The sequence below is a fragment of the Subtercola endophyticus genome, from assembly GCF_021044565.1.
In the GTDB taxonomy this organism is placed as follows: Bacteria; Actinomycetota; Actinomycetes; order Actinomycetales; family Microbacteriaceae; genus Subtercola; species Subtercola endophyticus.
On the sequence record NZ_CP087997.1, the window covers coordinates 3,284,225 to 3,306,954 of the forward strand.

Here is a 22,730-nt window from a genome sequence, read left to right on the forward strand (position 1 = left end):
GGCCGTTACACCGACCTCATTTGGGCACCGCAGTCTCAGGAGTCACGTACGCGGGCGAGAAACTCCTGAACGGGCTCGATGACGCCCGCCGAGGGGCGCAGCGTGCTGCCGTGGTCGCGCCCGGGCAACGGCACGAATGACGCGTGCGGCATGAGCTGCGCGGCCCGTTCCGAGTCGCGAAAGGCTCGCCGATCTTCCGTACCGGCCAGCAGCAGCGTCGGCGTCTGCACGTGAGCGAGCCGCTCTTCGACGAGGCCCTGCTCGACCTCCACCTGCCGAAAGTACGCCTGAATGGCCACCGCGTCGTTCGCCAAGAACGCTGCTGTGGTCGCCGGGTCGATCGGCCGCCCCGACGCGTCACCCCAGCCGTCGAGAAACGCCTGCATGCCCCCGGTGCCGAGTGCTTCGTCGTATCCCTCGAAGAACAGCTTGCCCACGCTGCCACCGGGAGCCCGGTACGAGCCGCCGGCCGAAACGAACGAGCGCAGACGCTCGGGGTGCTGATCGGCAAGAGAGAACCCGGCCCGCGCCCCAAACGAGTACCCGAAATAGTGCGCCGAGTGGATGCCCGCCGCAGCGAACACGGCCAGCAGGTCGCCCACCACCAACTCCATGCGGTACGCGCTCTGCTCGTGTGGCTTGCCGCTCAGCCCGTGCCCCCGCAGATCGACGAGAATCAGGCGGTACTCCTCGCGCAGCGCCTTCACGTACCCGAGGCCGCGCCAGATCGCCCGCGACAACCCCGAACCGTGCACCAGAACGAGCGGAATACCGTCGGCCAGACCCGCCTCCGTATAGGCGATTCGGGTGTTATCGACAGGATTGAAGGCTTCGCTCACCCCTCAATTTTGCCGCGTCGAGGCAGAGACCCTCGCCAGATCGCCGTTACTCGGTCAGAATGAGCACCATGACCGCAGAAAGTGATTTCGCCTCGATTGCCGACGATCTGGCTCCGGCCGGTGTCGTGCTGGGCCAGATGTTCGGCGCGAAGGCGCTGTACTTCAACGGCAAGGCACTCGGCTGCCTGCTGAGGAGCAACAACGCGGTCTTCAAGCTGGGGCGAGCATCCGCTGCCCACGCGGCAGCGCTCACAATTGAGGGCGCGACGCTGTTCTACCCCGGCGGTGGAACGAGGGCTTTCAAAGACTGGGTTCAGGTGCCAGAAGCGCAGTCGCAACACTGGCCCGAGTTAGCTGAACTTGCGCTGAATGCGGCCACAGCAACCCCCTGACGGCCGGAATACCGGGCGGTTAGTATTGGTTGAACGCTGCAGAGACAAAATACCGGCGCTCTCACGCCGCATACGAGGAGCTTGTCGATGAGACAAATAATCATCATTGGGTCTGGCCCCGCAGGGTTCACTGCAGCCGTTTATGCCGCTCGTGCCGGTCTGCAGCCTCTGCTCATCGCCTCGAGCGTCGAGGCCGGCGGCGAGCTCATGAAGACCACCGAGGTTGAGAACTTTCCCGGTTTTCCCGAAGGCATTCAGGGCCCCGAGCTGATGACCAAGCTCCAAGAGCAGGCTGAGAAGTTCGGCACCGAGGTGCTGCTCGACGACGTGACCGCTGTCGACTTCTCGGGCGACATCAAGAAGGTCTCTACCGGCTACAGCGGCGAGTTCGAAGCCCAAGCCGTGATCTTCGCCACCGGATCGGCGTACCGCAAGCTCGGCCTCGACGACGAAGAGCGTCTGTCGGGCCGCGGCGTCTCGTGGTGTGCCACCTGCGACGGGTTCTTCTTCAAGAAGAAGACCATTGCCGTGATCGGTGGTGGCGACTCCGCCATGGAAGAGGCGACCTTCCTCACCCGCTTCGCCGACAAGGTGTACCTCATTCACCGCAAAGACTCGCTGCGGGCATCCAAAATCATGCAAGAGCGTGCGTTCGCGAACGACAAGATCGAATTCGTCTTCAACTCCGCTGTCGTCGGCATCAACGGCGAGAACACCGTCGAAAGCCTCACGCTCGAGAACACCGTGACGGGTGAGACCAGCCAACTGGATGTTCAGGGGCTCTTCGTGGCCATCGGCAACGACCCGCGCACCCACCTGGTGCACGGCCAGCTCGACCTCACGGCCGCCGGAACCATCGCGGTTCAGGGCCGCTCGTCGAAGACGAACGTCGCCGGGGTATTCGCCGCCGGTGACGTCATCGACGACACCTACCGTCAGGCCGCTACGGCCGCCGCTTCGGGCACGGTCGCCGCACTGGATGCCGAGCACTACCTCGCGGGTTTAGCTGAGGCCGGCGCCATCGCCGAGCTGCGCGACGCCGAGCACGAGATCAGCCTCGTCGAAGCAATCGCAACCCGCTGAGCACACTTTTCACCCACCTGAAGATTTGAGAAAAGAGAAACTATGTCAAACGCAAAGGCAGTAACCGACTCGAGCTTCGACGCCGACGTCATCAACTCCGAAGACACCATCATGGTCGACTTCTGGGCCGAATGGTGCGGCCCCTGCCGCGCCGTCTCGCCCATTCTCGACCAGATCGCCGAAGAGCACTCCGACAAGATCAAGATCGTGAAGCTCAACGTCGACGACAACCCGCAGATCGCTGCGAAGTACCAGATCACCTCGATTCCCGCCATGAAGGTCTTCCGTGGCGGCGAGGTCGTCAAGACCATCATCGGCGCGAAGCCGAAGGCTGCCCTCGAGCACGACCTGGCCGACTACCTGGCCTAGAGCTCGACGAAGTCGGGGTCCGGGCCGAAAGGCTCGGGCCCTTTTTCTTTGCACTCTGTGCCGCACGCCGCAGCACACTCGGCTGTCCCGTCAGCCGAACTCAGACCCCTCCCCATATTCGATAGCATGTAATTTCGCCTCTTTCTGGAAGTGCACGTGAGCAGCCAAACGACCCCGAACCCCGGTACGAACCTCGACCCCTGGTACGACAACTACGCCGACCGAGCCGCCGGCCTCTCTGTCTCCGAAGTTCGGGCCCTGTTCGCCGTCGCCTCTCGCCCCGAGGTCGTTTCGCTAGCCGGTGGCATGCCCGCCGTCTCCGCCCTGCCGCAAGACCTCGTGGTCACGGCCATGAACCGCGTCATGCGCGACGAGGGCTCTATTGCGCTGCAATACGGATCGGGCCAAGGCGTGCCACGATTGCGCGAACACATTCTCGAAGTGATGGCTATGGAGGGCATCCGGGGCAGCGTCGACGACGTCGTCGTCACCACCGGGTCACAGCAGGCGCTCGATCTCATCACCAAGCTCTTCATCAACCCCGGCGATGTCATTCTCGCCGAGGCCCCGAGTTACGTGGGCGCCATCGGAGTGTTCCGCTCGTACCAGGCCGATATTCAGCACGTGCTCATGGATGACGACGGCTTGATTCCGGATGCCCTGCGTGAAGCCATCACGCGAGAGAAGTCGCTCGGCAAATCCATCAAGTTTCTCTACACGATCCCCAATTTCCACAACCCGGCCGGTGTGACTCTCACCGCCGCCCGGCGCACGGAGATTCTACAAATCTGCCGGTCAGAGGGCATTTTGGTGCTCGAAGACAACCCCTACGGGTTGCTCTACTTCGACGAAGCACCCCCCGTGCCAATGCGCAGCACCGAAGACGAGGGCGTCGTCTACCTCGGCTCGTTCTCGAAGACTTTCGCCCCCGGCTTCCGGGTTGGCTGGGCGATCGCCCCGCACGCCATCCGCGAGAAGCTCGTACTCGCCGCCGAGTCTGCCATTCTCTGCCCCAGCGCCTTCAGCCAGCTCGTCATCTCGGAATACCTCGAAACGGCTGATTGGCGTGCGCAGGTCAACACGTTCCGCGGGGTGTACGAAGAGCGCAAGAACACCATGGTCGCGGCGCTGAAAGAGTACCTGCCCGATCTGCACCACACGAACCCGAACGGCGGATTCTACGTCTGGCTCACCTTGCCCGACTTTCTCGACACCAAGCAGATGCTTCCTCGCGCCGTCAAAGAGCTGGTCGCCTATACCCCGGGCACGGCGTTCTACGCCGACGGCGGCGGGCGCAACAAAATGCGGTTGTCGTTCTGCTACCCCACTCCCGAACAGATCAGGGTGGGCATCCGTCGCCTGACTACTGTCATCAACGGCGAGATCGACCTGCTCGAGACCTTTCACGAGACCGGGCCCCTGCAGACCATCCGCTCGACCCGCTCGTTCTCTGCCCCACCACCAGACATGGACTGACAATGACCGATTCTTCGCCCGCCCGCACCGTCGTCGTACTCGCCGGGGGCATCTCGCACGAACGTGAAGTCTCACTGCGCTCCGGCCGTCGCGTGGCCGACAGCCTGTTGCAGCGTGGTCACCGGGTCATCATGCGCGAGCCCGACAGCTCGCTGCTGAGCTTTCTCGCCGACACCGACGCAGACATCGTCTGGCCTGCCCTGCACGGTGCCAGCGGAGAAGACGGCTCACTTCGGGCCCTGATGGATGCCCAGGGCATTGCCTACGTCGGTTCACAGTCGGCGGCGGCACAGCTCGCCTGGCACAAACCGACCGCGAAGGTTCTCGTCTCCCGCGCGGGGTTCGCCACACCCGACTCGATCACCCTGCCCCGCGAGACATTCCGCGAACTCGGGGCCTCGCAGGTGCTCGACGGCGTGATCCGACACCTCGGCACACCCCTGGTCGTGAAGCCGGCGATGGGTGGGTCTGCACAGGGCGTCACCGTTGTCGAGTCTGCCGACGAGCTTCCGCGTGCGGTCGTCGATGCTTACACGTATGGCGAGACGGCGCTCATCGAGCGCAAGGTTCTCGGCACAGAGATCTCGGTCGGCGTACTCGACACCGGCGAGGGCCCGACCGCCCTTCCAGCAGTCGAAATCGTGCCGCGATCAGGGGTTTATTCTTACGAAGCGCGCTACAACGCCGGCGAGACACAGTTCTACACGCCGGCCAGACTGGATGATCGGGCAGCTGCCGCGGCCGCCGAAGCCGCGCTGGGCATCCACGCCGCGCTCGGGCTGCGGCACATCTCGCGCGTCGACCTCATCGTCGACGCCGAGGGCACGCCGTGGTTTCTCGAAGTGAACGTGCTGCCGGGTCTGACCGAGACGTCGCTCGTGCCGCAAGGAATCGTCGCGGCTGGACTCGACCTCGGCGCGGTCTACGAGGCGCTCGGCGAGGCCGCCATCCGCGACGCCCGGGCGTAGCTCGCTCCGCGCGGGTTTCGCTCGGCGAGAGAACCCTCTGCGGCCGAGAGATGCCGTTTGGCTGGCTTCTCTCGTCTCCTCCGGCTTCTCTCGCGCCCTCCTCGCCACGCTCGGGCTGGATGCGCGGGAGCGCGACCTTTCCGGACGAGACGAGCCGCCCCGCCTATCGCGTTCGTCCGAAAGACTCGCTCTCGCCGAGTCCTGCACGTGAAAACCACGGGTCCAGCGCAGGACGTCGCCGCAGGATGCCCGACCCGACCGGCCGGCTCGATCTACTCGAACCGCGGCCGCCGTCCCGCCGCAGCCGAGTTCGCCGTGTCGTTGCCGCCACGCGCGCCGAATCCCTCGTCGCCGAGCTCGCCCAGAATGCGGTTGAGATCTTGAATCGTCGCAAAATCGATGACGATCTGGCCTCGCGTCGCCCCGAGACTCACCCTCACTCGGGTGTTGAGCCGATCGCCCAAGCGTTCCGCGATCTCGTCGAGGTGATCGTTGCGGCGGCCTGCCGTAGGCCTCACCCGCTTCGCCTTCGGGGCTCGGGATGCCGCGGCCTCCGCCGCGCGAACAGACAGGTCCTCGTTGACGATCTTGTCAGCGAGCCGCGCCATCTCGTCCGCATCGACTACGGACAAGATCGCTCGAGCGTGGCCGGCGCTCAGCACACCGGCGGCCACGCGCTTCTGCACCGACGTCGGCAGCTTCAGCAGCCTGATCGTGTTCGTAATCTGCGGTCGTGAGCGGCCGATTCGACCGGCAAGCTCCTCCTGCGTGATGCTGAAGTCCTCAAGCAACTGCTGGTAGGCCGAGGCCTCTTCCAACGGATTCAGCTGTGATCGGTGAAGGTTCTCGAGAAGGGCGTCGCGCAGCATGTTCTCGTCCGCGGTTTCCTTGATGACAGCAGGGATCGTGGCCAGTCCGAGCTCCTTCGTCGCCCGGAGGCGCCGTTCACCCATCACCAGTTCGTACCGCTGCACCGCAGAATCCTCGCCCGCGTCGCTGGTCTCGCGCGGCAGCTCCCGCACGACGATCGGCTGGAGAACGCCGACTTCGCGAATGGACTTCACCAATTCCGCGAGATCGTCTGCGTCGAACTCTGTGCGGGGTTGCTTCGCGTTGGGCACAATCAGGTTCGGATCGATGCTCGCCAACTTCGCACCAGGAACGGAGACGAGTTCCGTCTCACCCGCACCTCTCTCGGCGAAGAAGATGTCGACGGGGCTTCCACCTCGGGTATCGTCGACTGTCGTCGGGATCAGAGCGCCGATGCCGCGACCGAGTCCGGTGCGCTTGGGGTTAGCCATGTGATTGAGCTCCTTTTCGTGCCATTTCCGATGCTGCTTCAAGATAAGAAAGTGAGCCGGTCGACTGCGGGTCGTAACTGATGACGGTCTGGCCGTAACTCGGAGCCTCCGAAATGCGCACAGAACGAGGGATGATCGACGTCAACGTCTGATCGGGAAAGTGGTCGCGAACATCGTCTGCGACCTGGGCGGCAAGCCGGGTTCGTCCGTCATACATCGTGAGCAAGATCGTCGAAACGGCCAACGTGGGATTCAAGTGTCGCTCGATCAGTGAGATGTTCGAGAGCAACTGACTCAAACCCTCGAGCGCGTAATATTCGCACTGAATGGGGATCAGCACCTCTCGGGCCGCCACGAACGCGTTGATCGTGAGTAGGCCCAGAGACGGCGGGCAGTCGATGAACACGTAGTCGTACGGGGATCCGGACTGTTGCTCACGCACTAGGTATCGGTCGAGACTCTTCCGCAGTCGCACCTCTCGCGCTACGAGGGGAACGAGCTCGATCTCCGCCCCCGCGAGATGGATGGTCGCCGGAACACAGTAGAGGGCGTCGAATTCGAGACTCTTCTGTACCACATCGTGCATCTCTGCGTCGCGAACGAGAACGTCGTACACACTCAAGATCTCCGCCCGGTGGTCGATGCCGAGCGCCGTGGACGCATTTCCTTGCGGGTCCAGGTCAATCACGAGCACCTTCGCACCAGATTTCGCAAACGCGGCGGCGAGATTGACCGTTGTGGTGGTCTTGCCTACTCCACCCTTCTGGTTTGCGACGGTGAAGACGCGGACTTCCGCTGGCCGGGGGAATTCCGCGGCGGCTATCGCCTTTCTCCGCTTCGACAGCTCGGTGATCTCTCTCATCAGAGGAGACTCATCGAATCCAGTCGTGTCTTTCGTCATACACTCTCTCTTTGCGGATGTTTCACGTGAAACTTTACGGACGCCCCGCCATCGAATGCCGTCGCCACACGCCACCGTACGATCCGACCATTCGCAGCCCGGTTACGGCACTCGCAACCACAAGCAACGAGTCGAACCGCTCAGGATGTTTCGGGGCCCGACTTCAGCCCACTGTTGCCCGAATCACGCGGGTTGTGTCGTCAACCAAACCTACCCCGAGCTCAACGACCTCAACGTCACTCAGTCGGTATTTTCGGATGGCGGTCTGAGCAGACTCGATCTCTCTCTCCGCACCTGTACCCTTCATCAAGACGAGTTCGCCGCCCTTCCGAACCAGCGGCGCACACATCGGGATCAGCTTGGCGAACGCGCTCACCGCACGAGCCGTGAGCTGATCGAGTCCGATCTCTGGGGACACATCTTGAGCTCGCGCCCGCAGCACCTCCACGTTCTCGAGCTTCAACTCGGCACTTTGATCTTTGAGCCACTTCACCCGTCGCTCCATCGGCTCGATCAGAACGAAATCAACATCGGGGCGAGCGATCGCTAACACAAGGCCCGGCAACCCTGCTCCACTGCCGACGTCGCCTACCCGGCCTACACGCAACAGAGAAGCCAACAGGGCACTGTTGACGATGTGCCTACTCCACAATCGAGGAAGTTCAAGCGGCCCGATCAGGCCGAATTCCTCACCGTGTTTCGCGAGGTTGTGGGTGAACTGTCGTGCCACTGGCAGCTGCGCACCGAAGAGCTCCGCCGCCACAGCCGGCTCGGGCTCGAGCTGCCGCAGGATCGCCTCGTAGTCCGGGCGCACGCCAGCAGTACCAGCGGTCGCCTCGTCGGGCTGTGCAGGCTTAGAAGTCATGGTGTAGGCAATCCAACCTCGGTGCGTGTTTCACGTGAAACATTCGGCTCTCGGTCGACAGCAGCCGTTCTGGCACGTCAGCAGCCGATCTAGCGGACAACGGCCGTCCGACGCTAGGAAGCAGAAACGACCGTGTGACGATCGCGCCCATCGCCCTCTGACGCCGAAACATAACCACGAGCGGCCACCAAGTCGTGCACAACCTTGCGCTCGTACGACGACATCGGCTCCAACGAAACCGACGAAGAGACACCGGACTCGATGCGCTCGATCGCCTTCTCTACCAGCCGTGACAGCTCGGCTTCGCGAATCTGTCGGCTGCCACCAACGTCGAGGATTAGACGGGAGAAGCCGCCCGTCTTCGTCTGAACGGCCAGCCGGGTCAACTCCTGCAGCGCCTGAACGGTGTCGGGGTTCGAGAGAAGCCGCAGGTTACTGTCTTCCGAAGAATTCACAGATACATAAGCGCGGCCCGCCCGCGCATCGATATCGATGTCTCCGTCGAGATCACAGATATCCAGCAACTCTTCGATGTAATCCGCGGCGATGTCACCCTCGTCTTCGAGGGATTCAGAACGCGCGGGAACCTCCGAAGCAGATTCAGACTCGCCCGTGTTCGACTCCACGACGTCGCCGCTCTCGTTCACAGACTCTTCGGATACCCACTGCTCCGTGGGGGTGATCTGGCTCACGTCACTCACTTCTTCTCACCTTGCTTCTTTGCTCGATTCTTGCTCACAGGCTGTTGGCGCTGTGTGGGTTTCGGGGTCTCGATGACGACATGATTGATACTGCCATCGGCAGCCGTGTCGATATTGAGCTTGCCCTTCTTAGCCAGCCGGATCTCGCGGGCCTTCGCCGCTTCACTGCCGGGCGTAGGCATGTTTCGAATGACCAGGAACTGCTGACCCATGGTCCAGAGGTTCGACGTCAACCAGTAGAACATGACACCGAGCGGAAAGCTGAAGCCCGAGAACGCGAAGACCAACGGAAGGATGTACAGCAGAATGCGCTGCTGACGGAACATCGGGCTGTTCTTCGCCTCAGGCGACTGGTTACGCGACATGATCTGAAGCTGGGTGATGAACTGCGAGCCCGTCATCAGAACGACCATCACCACAGCGATGACCATGACCGCGACGTCACCGGTCTGCGTGGCCTGCTGAAAGCTCTCGTGCAGGGGAGCGATGCCGAAGAGCTTGGCGTTACCGAACTGCTGGGCCAGGCCGGCGTTCAGCGGGCCGACGCCGGCGTTACCTTTTTGGGCGTCGTTCAGCACGGAAAACAGCGAGAAGAAGATCGGCATCTGCAACAGCAGAGGAAGACACGAACTCAGAGGATTCGTGCCCGTACGTTTATACAACTCCATCGTCTCTCGCGACATGGCCTCGCGCGAGAACTGGTCTTTCTTGCCCTTGTACTTATCCTGAATTTTCTTCAGTTGTGGCGCGACCTCGAGCATCTTGCGCTGGCTCTTGATCTGCCGCACGAACACCGGAATCAGGGCGGCCCGAATGACGAGCACCATGCCGACGATAGCCAGCACCCAGGTAATACCCGCCGCCGGGTCAAGACCGATCCAGCTCCAGAACGCGTGGAAAGCGACGAGTAGAAGCTCCACCACCCACTTGATGGGCCACAGGATCGTACTGATAAAGCCGGGGATGTCCATGTTTCGGGCTAGCCCTTTCTTTGGCTGTTGGCTACGACGAAACCGAATCTGGTGACACGGAAGTAGTTGTGAGGCGCTGGGGGAGCGTCATCGACGCCACCGGCAGACCAGGGGTTACATCTGAGAATGCGGTATGAACCCAGGAGAATGCCGAGAACGAGCCCGCGCTGCTGAATCGCCTGCAGCGTGTACGACGAACACGACGGGTAATAACGACAGACATCTCCGTACAAAGGCGAGATCGTCGCTCGATACCCTCGCAAGATCAGAACGGCGATATTGCGTGGAACCAAGAACAACCACCACGCCACCGATCTCAGCCAGTGGATGCCCGGCCGCACCGACGCGAGAGAAAGAGCCGTCATGACGACTCGATGCTCGACGAAGACGTGAGCAACGACGACTTGATCAACGCTTTGCCTAAATCATTGCTCAATTGCGCATACGAGGCCGTAGCCGCGTTCGGAAGAGCTCGGATGACGACATCCGCACCGGGAGCAACATCGACACGAACCGCGTAGCATGCGGCCTTGAGCCGTCGCCGAATGCGATTGCGCACCACGGCGTTACCGACCTGCTTCGACACGATGAATCCGAAGCGGGTGTCGTCGCTACCGGTTCGACGAACGTAAACCACGCCAGTAGGAACGGTGAACCTGGCACCTCGACGCACAGCAGCGCGGTAATCGTCTGCTGTTGTCACACGCGCGTTCTGAGCCAGCACCAGCTGCGGAATCAGTAAAGCGGGATTACGCGGAGAGTTCGGTGCGGCCCTTACGGCGACGCGCCGACAGAATCGAGCGGCCGGCACGCGTACGCATGCGCAGACGGAAGCCGTGCACCTTAGCGCGACGACGGTTGTTCGGCTGGAAGGTTCTCTTGCTCATTTTTTGTCTCCGTGCCCAGCAGTGAGCGCCGGGAAGCTTCATTAGGTGTGCCGATGCACACAGGTCAACTGATTAAAACTACGGCTTTGAATGCGAATGGTCAAACTCCACGCGCCCAAACGCACAATTATCCACAGTCAGCACTCAGCGGGGTGTTATGACACGCGGACAGGGGAGACAATGAACTTGATCTCACTCGTGCCAGTCACTAGCTTAGATCCCTAGGTTTGTGACAGTGATGTGGGGAAGCGGTCACGCACGTTCTTCGTTCCTCTTTCCCGTATCCACACGGTAGACCTTTGCTTTTTGACAGGAGTTCCATGGCCGACGATCCCGGTTCACCGGAAGCCAACTGGCGCACGGTTCTCCAGACTCTGTCGACCGACGAGCGCATCACACCGCAGTTGCACGGATTTCTCGGGCTCGTCGTGCCGAAAGGCATCATGGCCGGGTCGTTCTACCTCGAGGTTCCGAACGACCTCACCCGCGGGATGCTCGAACAGCGCATTCGCGTTCCGCTGCTGTCGGCACTGGGCAAACTCGATGACTCGTACGGAGTCACGAACTTCGCCGTGGTGGTCAACCCCGACATCGGGGGCGACGATTACTTGCAGCCGGCGGAAATCATCGAGGTGCTGCCCCCCGTCATACCCGACACCAGCCCCATCCAGGAGACAGTCGGTCCGCTTCGCAACAACGACACTCGGCTGAACCCGAAATACAGTTTCGACAACTTCGTCATCGGCGGCTCTAACCGGTTCGCCCACGCGGCCGCCGTAGCCGTGGCCGAAGCACCCGCGAAGGCCTACAACCCGCTCTTCATCTACGGTGACTCGGGCCTCGGCAAGACTCATCTTCTCCATGCCATCGGTCACTACGCCATGAGTCTGTATCCGGGCGTTCGTGTGCGTTACGTCAGCTCCGAAGAATTCACGAACGACTTCATCAACTCGATCGCCAACAACCGCGGGGCGGCCTTTCACTCCCGGTACCGAGACATCGACCTGTTGCTCATCGACGACATCCAGTTCTTACAGGGCAAAGCCGAAACGCAAGAGGCGTTCTTTCATACCTTCAACACTCTTCACGATCACAACAAACAAGTGGTCATTACGAGCGACCTTCCGCCGAAGCACCTCACCGGTTTCGAAGATCGCATGCGCACGCGGTTCGAGTGGGGACTGATAACAGATGTTCAGACCCCCGACCTCGAAACGCGCATCGCCATTCTGCGCAAGAAGGCGCAGAGCGAAAAACTGCAGGTACCCGACGAGATCCTCGAGTACATGGCCTCGAAGGTGTCGTCGAACGTACGCGAGCTCGAGGGCACCCTCATCCGTGTCACCGCGTACGCCAGTCTCACCCGCAACCCGGTCGATCTCGCGCTCGTACAGACTGTGCTCAAAGACCTGATCACGCTCGACGACGACAATGTCATCGCACCGGTCGACATCATCGGGCACACCGCCGAGTACTTCAAGCTGTCGGTCGACGACCTCTACGGCTCCTCGCGGTCGCAAGCCATCGCTACGGCCCGCCAGATAGCCATGTACCTCTGCCGCGAGCTGACCAGCCTTTCTCTGCCGAAGATCGGGCAGTTGTTCGGTGGGCGCGACCACACCACGGTCATGTACGCGAACAACAAGATCGGCAAGCTGATGACCGAGAAGCGCTCTATCTACAACCAGGTCACGGAGATCAGCACTCGCATCAAGCACAATCAGCGCTACAAAGGCGTCTGACGTTCGGCGAATAACACCGATTCGGGAGTTTCCACACAGTGTGCACAAGCCTGTGCATAACTGGCCCCGAAGTGTTGATCGAATGTGCAGAGCTGTTAGCGAAGCGATCGACTGGAGTTCTGCACATGCTCGTAATTACAAAAAGTTTGCACGTGGTTTCTACATCTCACACCGTTGTAGTTCCAGCGTGATTACAGTGATTTCGAGCAGTTGTGCACATATCCACGTCGGTTAAGAACATTAATCATTAATCTCTCTCTTCATCGATCGATAACTTTTGCACCTGAGCAATCGGGCGACACAACACGTCCAGCACGACCCCGGGCTACCGGATAGCATTGACCGACAATTACGTTCAAACTGAGGTGACGCGTGAAGTTCCAAGCCAACAGAGACGTTTTCAGCGAAGCCGTGTCATTCGCCGTCAAGCTTCTGCCGCAGCGAACCACACTGCCGATTCTGAGCGGTGTTCTCATCGAAGCCAGCGGAGACGGGCTGACACTCTCGTCGTTCGACTACGAGGTCTCGTCGCAGACTCAGATCACGGCCGATGTCGAAGAACCCGGGCGTGTGCTCGTCTCCGGCCGGCTGCTCTCTGACATCGCGAACCGTCTGCCGAACGCCCCGGTGCGCTTCTACACCGAAGACACCCACATCATCGTCACAGCCGGCTCGGCGAAGTTCACCCTTCTGAACATGCCTGTCGAGGAATATCCGAGCCTCCCGATCGTCTCCGAAGAATCGGGCCTACTCAAGGCCGAAGACTTCTCTGCCGCTATCGCGCAGGTCGCCGTTGCTGCGTCGCGTGACGACGTGACGCCCGTGATCACCGGTGTGCAGCTCGAGATCTCCGACAACAGCCTCTCGCTCGTCGCGACCGACCGGTACCGCGTCGCGGTGCGCAACATCGACTGGGATTCCGGTACCTCCGACATCACGGCGGCGACGGCCCTCGTTCCGGCTCGTACGCTGCAGGAGATCGGCAAGACGTTCGGAAACAGCGGCACGATCTCCGTCGCCATCACGAATACCGACGAGCGCGAGCTCATCGCCTTCAAAGCAGACCGAAAGACAGTGACGTCTCTGCTCATCAAAGGCAACTTTCCGCCCGTCAAGAGACTGTTTCCTGAGACCGTCGACAACTACGCCGTCATCAACACTGCTGACCTCATCGAAGCGACGAGACGTGTGTCTCTGGTGCTCGAACGTGAAGCAGCGCTGCGGTTCACGTTCACGATCGACGGTGTGACGCTCGAAGCGATCGGATCCGAGCAGGCACAGGCCTCCGAATCGATCGACGCACTCTTGACCGGAACCGACACCGTCGTCTCGCTGAAACCACAGTTCTTGCTCGATGGCCTCGGCGCGGTGCACTCGGAATACGTTCGCATCTCGTTCACGAAGACCGACAACCCCAACAAGCCGGGCCCGGTACTCATCACGAGTCAGTCGTCGAAAGATCAGCCTGGCTCAGACGATTACAAGTACCTTCTTCAACCCAATCTGTTGCTTCGTTAGGAGATCATTGTGAACCTCGGACTCATCGGCCTCGGCAAAATGGGCAACAACATGCGCGAGCGCCTGCGTAAGGGCGGCATCGACGTCGTGGGCTACGACAGCAATCCGGCGGTCAGCGACGTCGCCGATCTGGCTGCACTTGCTGCAGCTCTGCCTACTCCGCGCATCGTGTGGGTCATGGTTCCGTCGGGCGCCATCACCGATTCGGTGATCACCGAGCTCGCCGGTGTTCTCGAAGACGGTGACCTCATCATCGACGGCGGCAACTCGCGATTCACCGAAGACTTCAAACACGCCGAGCAGCTCGCTCCCCAGGGCATCAGTTTTGTCGATGCGGGGGTCTCCGGTGGTATCTGGGGTCTCGTCAACGGTTACGGCCTGATGGTCGGCGGCAAGCAAGAAGACGTCGAGCGCGCCATGCCCATCTTCGACGTGCTTCGACCCGAGGGCCCGCGTGCCGAAGGATTCGTGCACGTCGGTGAGGTCGGCGCCGGTCACTACGCGAAAATGGTGCACAACGGCATCGAGTATGCGTTGATGCAGGCCTACGCCGAGGGCTACGAACTGCTCGACACCAAGAAAGACATCATCAAAGATGTCACCGGAACGTTCAAAGCTTGGCAGCGTGGCACCGTCGTGCGCTCCTGGCTTCTGGAGCTACTCGTCAAGGCGCTCGAAGAAGATCCGGAATTCGACGACATCGAAGGTTATGTCGACGACTCGGGCGAGGGCCGCTGGACCATCGAAGAGGCGATCGAGAATGCCGTTCCGGTGCCGACCATCAGTGCATCCATTTTTGCCCGGTTCGTTTCACGCCAGAAAGACTCCCCGGCGATGAAGGCCGTCGCCGCTCTGCGCAACCAGTTCGGTGGTCACGCAGTGAAAAAGGTCGACTAGCCCAACACGATGCTGGTTCGTCATCTCAGCCTGACCGACTACCGCAACTACGCCTCAGCCGAGGTGGCCCTGCGGCCGGGTGCCAACCTCTTCGTCGGTAGCAACGGGCAGGGTAAGACGAACCTCGTCGAGGCACTCGGCTACCTGAGCACGCTCGGTTCGCATCGAGTGTCGGGTGATCGGGCGCTGATTCGAAGCACGGAGCAGTCCGCGATCATCCGTGCTCGGTTGGAGAACCAGGGTCGGGAGCTGTTGGTCGAGGTGCAGATCAATCGCGACGCGGCCAACCGCGCCCAGGTGAATCGTTCCGTGGTGAAGGTGCGCGAAATTCCGCGCTACTTCTCGAGCGTGCTTTTCGCCCCCGAAGACCTGGCGCTCGTGCGCGGTGAGCCGTCGGGCCGGCGTCGGTTTCTCGACCAATTGCTCGTGGCACGTATTCCGCGCCTTGCGGGCGTGATGACCGATTACGAGCGTGTGCTGAAGCAGCGCAACACCCTGCTGAAGTCGGCGAGGTCGTCGGGACTCAAAGGGGCGCAGTTGACAACGCTCGACATCTGGGACGAACGACTCGTCGCACTCGGTTCCGAGATCATCGTGGAGCGCGAAGCGTTGGTCGGCCGATTGCGGCCGCACGTCGAATCCGCCTACCTGGCTGTGGCGGGTGCCGACCATTCGCCCCGGCTTGCTGTTCGATTGAGTATTCTAGGCACGCTGGTCGACGACGATGACAGTGCTCCGACGGAATCCCTCGATGTGGTTCCGTCGGGTTCTCTTTCTGACAGGTCTGATGTCGAACAGCAGTTCCGCGCCGCGCTGGTGCGGGTTCGCCGCCAGGAGCTCGATCGTGGCATCACGTTGAGCGGGCCGCACCGCGACGATGTCTATTTCGAATTGAACGGCCTGCCGGCCAAGGGATACGCGAGCCACGGCGAATCGTGGTCGTTCGCTCTTGCAGTGAAACTGGCGTCGGCCGAGTTATTGCGCACCGACTCGGTCACGGGCGACCCCGTGGTCATCCTCGACGACGTGTTCGCCGAGCTCGATGCGGCGAGGCGATCCAGACTCGCGATGGCCGTCGGCGACTACGAACAGGTTCTGATCACGTCGGCGGTGTTCGACGATGTTCCCGAACAACTCACCGCACATACGGTGCACATCTCGGCTGGCACGATCGTCGACGAGGCTGTTGATGCCTGACCTGATGCCTGACGAGACCCCGGCACCACCACTGAGCGAATCACGTTCGGTCTATCTGCGTTTCAAACGGGTCTTCGGCGACGCCTCGGCCACCGTTCGGCCCAACGCGCGCAAGAATCGCGCACCCGCCGGTGAATCGGTGCCCTACGGGCTGGGCCGCGACCCCAAGGGCATCAGTTCGGTCATGGATGGTCTCACCAACGATCTGGGCTGGTCGGGGTCACTGGCGAAGTCCGATCTGATGCTCGCCTGGCGCGAGATAGCCGGTGACGAGACGGCGGAGCACAGTCATCCGACAGAAATAACGGACTCCGTTTTGAGTGTTCAGTGTGATTCCACAGCGTGGGCAACACAATTGCGATTGATGCGTTCGATGATCATGACGCGCATCGCGAACGAGTACCCGGAAGCGGGCATCCAATCGATTCGGTTTCTGGCACCAGACGCTCCCTCGTGGAAAAGAGGTTCCAGATCAATTCCAGGGCGGGGTCCACGCGATACTTACGGCTGACAAGGCAAAACAGGTCACCCTACCGAAATAAAGCCCGCAGAACGCCCGCAAAGCGACCGAATGGGGTGGATGTTTGGTAGAATAAAGGGTCGCCCTTTCCGTGCTTTGGAGCCAAATAATCTATGACATCCCCACTAGACCAGTCTGACTCCGAAGACGAATACGGCGCAGATGCGATCCAGATTCTCGAGGGTCTCGAGGCGGTTCGCAAACGCCCCGGAATGTACATCGGGTCGACCGGCCCCCGGGGCCTGCATCACCTTGTCTACGAGGTCGTCGACAACTCGGTCGATGAAGCGCTCGCGGGCTATTGCGACACCATTCTCGTCACCATGCGCAAAGACGGCGGCATCCGTGTCGTCGACAACGGCCGAGGTATTCCGGTCGATCTGAATGTCAGCCAGAACAAGTCGACGGTAGAGGTCGTGCTCACGATTCTGCACGCCGGCGGAAAGTTCGGTGGTGGCGGGTATTCCGTGTCGGGTGGACTGCACGGCGTGGGCATCTCCGTGGTGAACGCCCTCTCGTCCGAACTCGACGTCGAGGTTCGCCGACAGGGTCACGTGTGGCGGCAGAGCTACAAGCACGGCGTTCCGCAGGCACCGCTGTCGCAAGACGAGGTCTCGACCGAGACCGGTACGACCACCACGTTCTGGCCCAGCGCCGAGACGTTCGAGACCGTCGAGTTCGATTACGAGACCCTGCGCGCGCGGTTCCAGCAGATGGCGTTCTTGAACAAGGGCCTGCGCATCACACTCACCGACGAGCGCGGCGAAGAAGACGTGGTCGTCAGTTATCTCTATGAGAAGGGTCTCGTCGACTATGTCGAGTACCTGAACCGTGCCAAGAAGAACGAACTCGTGCACGACGAGGTCATCTCGTTCGAGAGCGAAGACACCGATCGTAAGATCTCGCTCGAAGTGGCGATGCAGTGGACGAACGGGTACACCGAAAGCGTTCACACCTACGCCAACACCATCAACACTCACGAGGGCGGAACGCACGAAGAAGGTTTTCGTGCTGCACTCACGTCGTTGGTGAACCGCTACGCGCGGGAGAAGAGCATCCTGAAGGAGAAAGACGAGAACCTCAGCGGCGACGACGTTCGTGAGGGTCTGACCGCGGTGGTCTCGGTGAAGCTCGCCGAGCCACAGTTCGAGGGCCAGACTAAGACGAAGCTCGGCAACACCGAGGCCAAGGCGTTCGTTCAGCGTGTCGCCGGTAAAGAACTCGCCGACTGGTTCGACCGTAACCCCACGCAGGCGCGCGACATCATCCGTAAGGCCATCCAGGCGTCGCAGGCTCGCATGGCTGCCCGCAAGGCTCGCGAACAGACCCGTCGTAAGGGCCTGCTCGAAGGCGGCGGCATGCCGGGCAAGCTCAAAGACTGCTCGAGCCGCGACCCCGCGAAGAGCGAGATCTTCATCGTGGAGGGTGACTCGGCCGGCGGGTCGGCCATTCAGGGCCGAAACCCCGAGACCCAGGCCATCCTGCCTTTGCGCGGCAAGATCTTGAACGTCGAGAAGGCCCGGCTCGACCGCGCCCTCGGCAACAACGAGGTTCAGGCGATGATCACGGCGTTCGGCGCCGGTATCGGCGAAGACTTCAACCCCGATAAGGCGAGATACCACAAGATCGTCTTGATGGCAGATGCCGACGTCGACGGTCAGCACATCACCACGCTGCTGCTGACCCTGGTGTTCCGGTACATGCGCCCGCTCATCGAGCTCGGTTACGTGTACCTCGCCATGCCGCCGCTGTACCGCTTGAAGTGGACGAACGCGCCGCACGAGTACGTGTACTCCGATACCGAGCGCGACGCTCTGCTCGAGCACGGTGCTGCGGCCGGCAAGCGCATTCCGAAAGAGAACGGCATTCAGCGCTACAAGGGTCTGGGCGAGATGGACTACCGCGAGCTCTGGGACACCACGATGGACCCCGACACCCGCACGCTGCGCCAGATCACGCTCGACGATGCTGCTGCGGCCGACGAGATATTCTCCACGCTCATGGGTGAAGATGTCGAGTCTCGGCGCAACTTCATCCAGAAGAACGCGAAAGACGTTCGGTTCCTCGACATTTAGGCGCAGATGGCGAACGGTCGCGTTGCTGCGACCCCGGGCATCCCGTGCACTTCAACGACAGATAGAGAACGATGACTGACGAAACCCCCACCGGCGACCAGCAGGCACCCGACTCGAGCGGCGCCATCACCGACCGCATCGAGCAGGTCGACCTGCAGCTCGAGATGCAGCGCTCGTACCTCGACTACGCGATGAGTGTGATCGTGGGGCGCGCGCTTCCGGATGTTCGTGACGGCCTGAAGCCAGTGCACCGTCGTGTGATCTACGCGATGTACGACGGCGGTTACCGGCCCGACCGGGCCTTTTCGAAGTCGGCTCGTGTCGTCGGCGAGGTCATGGGGCAGTTCCACCCGCACGGTGACACCTCGATCTACGATGCACTGGTGCGCCTCATCCAGCCGTGGAGCCTGCGCTACCCGCTCGCTCTCGGCCAGGGCAACTTCGGTTCTGCCGGCAACGATGGCGCAGCCGCGCCGCGATACACCGAGACCAAGATGGCTCCCCTCGCGCTCGAGATGGTGCGTGACATTCAAGAAGAGACCGTCGACTTTCAAGACAACTACGACGGCCGCACGCTCGAGCCTGTCGTGCTGCCGGCCCGCTTTCCGAACCTGCTGGTCAACGGGTCGGTGGGTATCGCGGTGGGCATGGCCACGAACATCCCGCCGCACAACCTGCGTGAGGTCGCAGCCGGCGCCATCTGGTACCTCGAAAACCCCGACGCCACGCGCGAAGAGCTGCAAGACGCGCTGATCCAGCGCATCAAGGGCCCCGATTTTCCGACCGGTGCCCAAATACTTGGGGTCAAGGGCATCCACGATGCCTATCGCACGGGTCGCGGGTCGATCACGATGCGCGCTGTCGTCAGTGTCGAAGAGCTACAGGGGCGCACCTGCCTCGTGGTGACCGAGCTGCCGTACCAGGTGAACCCCGACAATTTGGCGATCAAGATCGCCGAATTGGTGAAAGACGGCAAGGTCGCCGGTATCGCCGACATTCGCGACGAGACGTCAGGTCGAACGGGTCAGCGACTCGTCATCGTGCTCAAGCGCGACGCCGTGGCCAAGGTGGTGCTGAACAACCTCTACAAGCACACCTCGTTGCAAGAGAACTTCGGCGCGAACATGCTGGCGATCGTCGACGGCATTCCGCGTACGCTGCCGATCGACGGTTTCATCTCCGAGTGGGTCGCTCACCAGATCGACGTCATCGTTCGGCGCACCCAGTTTCGGCTGCGTGAGGCCGAAGAGCGCATGCACATCTTGCGCGGGTATCTCAAGGCACTGGATGCTCTCGATGAGGTCATCGCGCTCATCCGTCGTTCAGACACCGTCGACGACGCCCGAACGGGCCTCATGGCGCTGCTCGAGATCGACGAGATCCAGTCGGATGCGATTCTTACCATGCAGCTGCGCCGTCTTGCGGCGCTCGAGCGCCAGAAGATCCACGACGAAGCTGATGCACTGCAGGTCAAGATCGACGAGTTCCACGTGATTCTGGGCAGCCCGGCGCGTCAGCGCGAGATTATCGTCGAAGAGCTCACCGAGATCGCCACGAAGTTCGGTGACGACCGGCGCACCGAGATCATGTTCGGGTTCGACGGCGATATGAACGTCGAAGACCTCATCCCGGAAGAAGAGATGGTGGTGACGGTCACGCGCGGCGGCTACATCAAGCGCACGCGTAGCGACAACTACCGCAGTCAGCACCGCGGTGGTAAGGGCGTCAAGGGCGCCCAGCTGCGCGCAGACGACGTCGTCGAACACTTCTTCGTGACGACCACGCATCATTGGCTGCTGTTCTTCACGAACAAGGGGCGCGTCTACCGCGCCAAGGCGTACGAGCTGCAAGAGGCGGGTCGCGATGCGAAGGGCCAGCATGTTGCAAACCTGCTTGCGCTCGCGCCCGACGAGCAGATCGCGCAGATTCTCGACATTCGCGACTACAAGGCGGCGACCTACTTGGTGCTCGCCACTCGCGAGGGGTTGCTGAAGAAGACGGCGCTGAGCGAGTACGACACGAATCGCTCGGGTGGCATCATCGCGATCAACCTGCGTGAAGACGATGAGCTCGTCTCTGCGCTGCTGGTCGAAGAAGATTCGGATGTTCTGCTCGTCTCCAAGCTGGGCATGTCGATTCGCTTCACCGCGTCGAACGAGTCGTTGCGCCCGATGGGCCGGTCGACGGCGGGCGTGATCGGCATGAAGTTCCGCGAAGACGATTACCTGCTCGACGCTTCGGTCGTGTCAGAGGCCGGTTTCGTGTTCGTGGTGACCGAAGGCGGGTACGCCAAGCGCACGTCAGTCGACCAATACCGCGTTCAGGGCCGTGGTGGTCTCGGCATCAAGGTGGCGAAACTGCAGGAGGAGCGCGGCGAGCTCGCCGGCTCGCTCATCGTCGACGAGGACGACGAGGTCTTGGTGGTTCTTGCCAGCGGCAAGGTGGTACGCTCTGCCGTGGCCGAAGTCCCGGCTAAAGGCCGAGACACCATGGGTGTTGTCTTTGCACGATTTGCCGATGAAGATCGCATTATCGCGCTGGCCAAAAACACCGAACGCACCGTAGTTTCGGAAGACTCTGCCGAGGTAGAGCCCTCGGAAGATGCCGGAGAGGAAACCATCGATGAGTAATGTGGCCGAAAAACTCGCCAAGAAGTCATCTAGACCCGCCCAGACCAAGCAGGTGCGCCTGCGTCTGGTGTACGTCGACTTCTGGTCGATTCTGAAGCTGTCATTCCTCTGGTCGATCATTCTCGGCATCATCACGGTCGTGGCGGCGTTCCTGATCTGGTCGTTGCTGAACCAGACGGGCGTGTTCAACTCGATCAACAGCGTTCTCACAGAAATCGCAGGCCAGGGCAACTTCAACCTGAACGACTTCGCTTCGCTCGGCCAGGTCATGGGCTTTGCGGTGATCGTCGCGATTCTCGACGTGATTGTGATCACCGCGCTCGGCGCGATCGCAGCGGTTCTTTACAACCTCACGGTGAAAATCACCGGCGGAGTCATGCTCGGTTTTACGAACAAGTAGGTTGTGGGTAAGATAACAAGGTTGCGATTTACGGTTGCAACAGCCCACCACGGGGGTATAGCTCAGGCGGTTAGAGCGCTTCACTGATAATGAAGAGGTCCCAGGTTCAAGTCCTGGTACCCCCACGAAAGGTTTCCACAAGAAACCTTTCACCCGGGGCCTTAGCTCAATTGGTAGAGCGCCTGCTTTGCAAGCAGGAGGTCAGGAGTTCGATTCTCCTAGGCTCCACTGTGTTTATTTCTGGCTTCGCCCGTCCCTGCCGGGTGAACGCTGCGAAAAGCCGACCGAGCGCGGTCGCTCGGCTTTTCGCCTATCGGGGTTGACGTTCTTCGTGTGTTAGTTTTCTGGCTTCGCCCGTCCCTGCCAGGCGAACGCTGCGGGAAACCAACCCAGCGCGGTCTCTCAGGTTCTCACCTTCCGCCCTCTTGATAGGGCTAGAGCGAGATTCCTGAGAAGATTAGGAATGCTCGTTTCTTACGTCGATGAGTCTTATAGCGATGACTTCTACTTCATTGCTGCCGCAATCGCGCCTCGCGAGACCTGGGAGCGTGTAGCGAAGTCATTCGTTGAGATTCGAGGTGCGACTGCGCGACTCCACGGGACTGCACTGGACATCGAGTTGCACGGACACGAATTGATGGGAGGGAAGGGTGAGTGGACGATACTACGCGGACGTCATCGAGAAGCGGCGGGCGTGTATTTGGCTGCGCTCAAGATATGTCGAGTAGAGGGAGTGAAGTATGTGTTTCGGGGGGTCGATCTTGTGCGCCTGCGTAAGCGCTACGCGAAACCGGCCGCACCCCACGGCATAGTCTTCGGCCACCTTCTCGAACGTATTGATGACTACGCCAAGCGGCTCAACGAAGACGACAAAGTTATTGTCATAGCAGACGAGATCGCGACACAGGCAGTGCACCAAAAAGAATTTGAGTCATACACGCTGACGGGAACTCCCGGCTACCGTGTCGGCGACGCTTGAAAACTGAACAGTAGCGACG

23 protein-coding genes and 2 tRNA genes are annotated in these 22,730 nt (G+C 61.1%); 16 read left to right on the forward strand and 9 right to left on the reverse strand.

Annotated elements, in window-relative coordinates:
- Nucleotides 1-35: 35 nt before the first annotated feature.
- On the reverse strand, nucleotides 36-839 hold the full coding sequence (locus tag LQ955_RS15255; RefSeq protein WP_231025353.1) for an alpha/beta fold hydrolase: 804 nt from the start codon (nucleotides 837-839) through the stop codon (nucleotides 36-38).
- 68 nt (nucleotides 840-907) lie between these two features.
- Here LQ955_RS15255 and LQ955_RS15260 point away from each other — a divergent pair, with 68 nt between their 5' ends.
- The 5 genes from LQ955_RS15260 (at nucleotide 908) to LQ955_RS15280 (ending at nucleotide 5,127) form a co-directional block, all read left to right on the forward strand.
- Nucleotides 908-1,231 (forward strand): hypothetical protein, encoded by a 324-nt coding sequence (locus LQ955_RS15260; RefSeq protein WP_231025354.1) that lies wholly within the window; start codon nucleotides 908-910, stop codon nucleotides 1,229-1,231.
- A gap of 87 nt (nucleotides 1,232-1,318) precedes the next feature.
- The gene (trxB, locus tag LQ955_RS15265) at nucleotides 1,319-2,314 is read left to right on the forward strand and encodes a thioredoxin-disulfide reductase (protein ID WP_231025355.1); all 996 of its coding nucleotides are present in this window, start codon (nucleotides 1,319-1,321) and stop codon (nucleotides 2,312-2,314) included.
- A 42-nt stretch (nucleotides 2,315-2,356) separates the two neighbouring features.
- Nucleotides 2,357-2,683 (forward strand): thioredoxin, encoded by a 327-nt coding sequence (gene trxA / locus LQ955_RS15270; protein ID WP_231025356.1) that lies wholly within the window; start codon nucleotides 2,357-2,359, stop codon nucleotides 2,681-2,683.
- Between the two features lie 156 nt (nucleotides 2,684-2,839).
- Complete coding sequence (locus LQ955_RS15275) at nucleotides 2,840-4,159, forward strand: aminotransferase-like domain-containing protein (RefSeq protein ID WP_231025357.1); 1,320 nt, start codon at nucleotides 2,840-2,842, stop codon at nucleotides 4,157-4,159.
- A gap of 2 nt (nucleotides 4,160-4,161) precedes the next feature.
- On the forward strand, nucleotides 4,162-5,127 hold the full coding sequence (locus tag LQ955_RS15280) for a D-alanine--D-alanine ligase family protein (RefSeq protein WP_231025358.1): 966 nt from the start codon (nucleotides 4,162-4,164) through the stop codon (nucleotides 5,125-5,127).
- A gap of 272 nt (nucleotides 5,128-5,399) precedes the next feature.
- On the opposite strand, the gene LQ955_RS15285 is transcribed toward LQ955_RS15280, so the two are convergent.
- The 8 genes from LQ955_RS15285 to rpmH all read right to left on the reverse strand — a co-directional run bounded on the left by LQ955_RS15285 (nucleotide 5,400) and on the right by rpmH (nucleotide 10,753).
- Nucleotides 5,400-6,428 carry a ParB/RepB/Spo0J family partition protein gene (locus LQ955_RS15285; protein ID WP_231025359.1) on the reverse strand — a complete coding sequence of 343 codons (1,029 nt, stop codon included), beginning with the start codon at nucleotides 6,426-6,428 and terminating at the stop codon, nucleotides 5,400-5,402.
- The gene (locus LQ955_RS15290) at nucleotides 6,421-7,329 is read right to left on the reverse strand and encodes a ParA family protein (RefSeq protein WP_304961240.1); all 909 of its coding nucleotides are present in this window, start codon (nucleotides 7,327-7,329) and stop codon (nucleotides 6,421-6,423) included. The genes LQ955_RS15285 and LQ955_RS15290 overlap by 8 nt, the downstream gene beginning before the upstream one ends.
- A 163-nt stretch (nucleotides 7,330-7,492) precedes the next feature.
- Nucleotides 7,493-8,119: a 16S rRNA (guanine(527)-N(7))-methyltransferase RsmG gene (gene rsmG, locus LQ955_RS15295; protein ID WP_390623491.1), complete on the reverse strand. Its 627-nt coding sequence runs from the start codon at nucleotides 8,117-8,119 to the stop codon at nucleotides 7,493-7,495.
- Nucleotides 8,120-8,307: 188 nt separating this feature from the next.
- Nucleotides 8,308-8,820: a Jag family protein gene (locus tag LQ955_RS15300; RefSeq protein ID WP_231028166.1), complete on the reverse strand. Its 513-nt coding sequence runs from the start codon at nucleotides 8,818-8,820 to the stop codon at nucleotides 8,308-8,310.
- A 71-nt stretch (nucleotides 8,821-8,891) separates the two neighbouring features.
- Nucleotides 8,892-9,866, reverse strand: coding sequence for a membrane protein insertase YidC (gene yidC, locus LQ955_RS15305; protein WP_231025362.1), 975 nt, complete (start codon nucleotides 9,864-9,866; stop codon nucleotides 8,892-8,894).
- Between the two features lie 8 nt (nucleotides 9,867-9,874).
- The gene (yidD, locus tag LQ955_RS15310; protein WP_313788356.1) at nucleotides 9,875-10,231 is read right to left on the reverse strand and encodes a membrane protein insertion efficiency factor YidD; all 357 of its coding nucleotides are present in this window, start codon (nucleotides 10,229-10,231) and stop codon (nucleotides 9,875-9,877) included.
- Nucleotides 10,228-10,590, reverse strand: coding sequence for a ribonuclease P protein component (gene rnpA / locus LQ955_RS15315; RefSeq protein ID WP_255713620.1), 363 nt, complete (start codon nucleotides 10,588-10,590; stop codon nucleotides 10,228-10,230). The genes yidD and rnpA overlap by 4 nt, the downstream gene beginning before the upstream one ends.
- Before the next feature lie 25 nt (nucleotides 10,591-10,615).
- Complete coding sequence (rpmH, locus tag LQ955_RS15320; RefSeq protein WP_055810406.1) at nucleotides 10,616-10,753, reverse strand: 50S ribosomal protein L34; 138 nt, start codon at nucleotides 10,751-10,753, stop codon at nucleotides 10,616-10,618.
- A 320-nt stretch (nucleotides 10,754-11,073) separates the two neighbouring features.
- On the opposite strand from rpmH, the gene dnaA reads away from it, so the two are divergent.
- The 11 genes from dnaA to LQ955_RS15375 all read left to right on the forward strand — a co-directional run bounded on the left by dnaA (nucleotide 11,074) and on the right by LQ955_RS15375 (nucleotide 22,711).
- Nucleotides 11,074-12,495, forward strand: coding sequence for a chromosomal replication initiator protein DnaA (gene dnaA, locus LQ955_RS15325; protein WP_231025363.1), 1,422 nt, complete (start codon nucleotides 11,074-11,076; stop codon nucleotides 12,493-12,495).
- A gap of 372 nt (nucleotides 12,496-12,867) precedes the next feature.
- Nucleotides 12,868-14,013 carry a DNA polymerase III subunit beta gene (gene dnaN / locus LQ955_RS15330; RefSeq protein WP_231025364.1) on the forward strand — a complete coding sequence of 382 codons (1,146 nt, stop codon included), beginning with the start codon at nucleotides 12,868-12,870 and terminating at the stop codon, nucleotides 14,011-14,013.
- A 9-nt stretch (nucleotides 14,014-14,022) separates the two neighbouring features.
- Nucleotides 14,023-14,910 carry a phosphogluconate dehydrogenase (NAD(+)-dependent, decarboxylating) gene (gene gnd, locus LQ955_RS15335; protein ID WP_231025365.1) on the forward strand — a complete coding sequence of 296 codons (888 nt, stop codon included), beginning with the start codon at nucleotides 14,023-14,025 and terminating at the stop codon, nucleotides 14,908-14,910.
- Between the two features lie 9 nt (nucleotides 14,911-14,919).
- Nucleotides 14,920-16,107: a DNA replication/repair protein RecF gene (gene recF, locus LQ955_RS15340; protein WP_231025366.1), complete on the forward strand. Its 1,188-nt coding sequence runs from the start codon at nucleotides 14,920-14,922 to the stop codon at nucleotides 16,105-16,107.
- Complete coding sequence (locus LQ955_RS15345; RefSeq protein WP_231025367.1) at nucleotides 16,100-16,618, forward strand: DUF721 domain-containing protein; 519 nt, start codon at nucleotides 16,100-16,102, stop codon at nucleotides 16,616-16,618. Before recF ends, LQ955_RS15345 begins: the two co-directional genes overlap by 8 nt.
- Nucleotides 16,619-16,740: 122 nt before the next feature.
- Complete coding sequence (gene gyrB, locus LQ955_RS15350) at nucleotides 16,741-18,702, forward strand: DNA topoisomerase (ATP-hydrolyzing) subunit B (protein WP_231025368.1); 1,962 nt, start codon at nucleotides 16,741-16,743, stop codon at nucleotides 18,700-18,702.
- Nucleotides 18,703-18,773: 71 nt separating this feature from the next.
- The gene (gyrA, locus tag LQ955_RS15355; protein WP_231025369.1) at nucleotides 18,774-21,332 is read left to right on the forward strand and encodes a DNA gyrase subunit A; all 2,559 of its coding nucleotides are present in this window, start codon (nucleotides 18,774-18,776) and stop codon (nucleotides 21,330-21,332) included.
- The gene (locus LQ955_RS15360; protein ID WP_231025370.1) at nucleotides 21,325-21,732 is read left to right on the forward strand and encodes a DUF3566 domain-containing protein; all 408 of its coding nucleotides are present in this window, start codon (nucleotides 21,325-21,327) and stop codon (nucleotides 21,730-21,732) included. The genes gyrA and LQ955_RS15360 overlap by 8 nt, the downstream gene beginning before the upstream one ends.
- 51 nt (nucleotides 21,733-21,783) lie before the next feature.
- Nucleotides 21,784-21,857 (forward strand) — tRNA-Ile (locus tag LQ955_RS15365).
- A 30-nt stretch (nucleotides 21,858-21,887) separates the two neighbouring features.
- Nucleotides 21,888-21,960: transfer RNA gene (locus LQ955_RS15370), tRNA-Ala, on the forward strand.
- A 235-nt stretch (nucleotides 21,961-22,195) separates the two neighbouring features.
- Nucleotides 22,196-22,711 carry a DUF3800 domain-containing protein gene (locus LQ955_RS15375; RefSeq protein ID WP_231025371.1) on the forward strand — a complete coding sequence of 172 codons (516 nt, stop codon included), beginning with the start codon at nucleotides 22,196-22,198 and terminating at the stop codon, nucleotides 22,709-22,711.
- Nucleotides 22,712-22,730: the final 19 nt, after the last annotated feature.

What these genes read in the sequence shown, in the direction of transcription:
- LQ955_RS15360 (WP_231025370.1), top strand. Translation starts at nt 21,325, where the DNA reads ATGAGTAATGTGGCCGAAAAACTCGCCAAGAAGTCATCTAGACCCGCC.
- LQ955_RS15345 (WP_231025367.1), top strand. Translation starts at nt 16,100, where the DNA reads ATGCCTGACCTGATGCCTGACGAGACCCCGGCACCACCACTGAGCGAA.
- LQ955_RS15285 (WP_231025359.1), bottom strand. Translation starts at nt 6,428, where the DNA reads ATGGCTAACCCCAAGCGCACCGGACTCGGTCGCGGCATCGGCGCTCTG.
- gyrB (WP_231025368.1), top strand. Translation starts at nt 16,741, where the DNA reads ATGACATCCCCACTAGACCAGTCTGACTCCGAAGACGAATACGGCGCA.
- recF (WP_231025366.1), top strand. Translation starts at nt 14,920, where the DNA reads ATGCTGGTTCGTCATCTCAGCCTGACCGACTACCGCAACTACGCCTCA.
- gyrA (WP_231025369.1), top strand. Translation starts at nt 18,774, where the DNA reads ATGACTGACGAAACCCCCACCGGCGACCAGCAGGCACCCGACTCGAGC.
- LQ955_RS15280 (WP_231025358.1), top strand. Translation starts at nt 4,162, where the DNA reads ATGACCGATTCTTCGCCCGCCCGCACCGTCGTCGTACTCGCCGGGGGC.
- rpmH (WP_055810406.1), bottom strand. Translation starts at nt 10,753, where the DNA reads ATGAGCAAGAGAACCTTCCAGCCGAACAACCGTCGTCGCGCTAAGGTG.
- trxA (WP_231025356.1), top strand. Translation starts at nt 2,357, where the DNA reads ATGTCAAACGCAAAGGCAGTAACCGACTCGAGCTTCGACGCCGACGTC.
- yidD (WP_313788356.1), bottom strand. Translation starts at nt 10,231, where the DNA reads ATGACGGCTCTTTCTCTCGCGTCGGTGCGGCCGGGCATCCACTGGCTG.
- dnaA (WP_231025363.1), top strand. Translation starts at nt 11,074, where the DNA reads ATGGCCGACGATCCCGGTTCACCGGAAGCCAACTGGCGCACGGTTCTC.
- LQ955_RS15290 (WP_304961240.1), bottom strand. Translation starts at nt 7,329, where the DNA reads ATGACGAAAGACACGACTGGATTCGATGAGTCTCCTCTGATGAGAGAG.
- LQ955_RS15375 (WP_231025371.1), top strand. Translation starts at nt 22,196, where the DNA reads ATGCTCGTTTCTTACGTCGATGAGTCTTATAGCGATGACTTCTACTTC.
- LQ955_RS15260 (WP_231025354.1), top strand. Translation starts at nt 908, where the DNA reads ATGACCGCAGAAAGTGATTTCGCCTCGATTGCCGACGATCTGGCTCCG.
- yidC (WP_231025362.1), bottom strand. Translation starts at nt 9,866, where the DNA reads ATGGACATCCCCGGCTTTATCAGTACGATCCTGTGGCCCATCAAGTGG.
- trxB (WP_231025355.1), top strand. Translation starts at nt 1,319, where the DNA reads ATGAGACAAATAATCATCATTGGGTCTGGCCCCGCAGGGTTCACTGCA.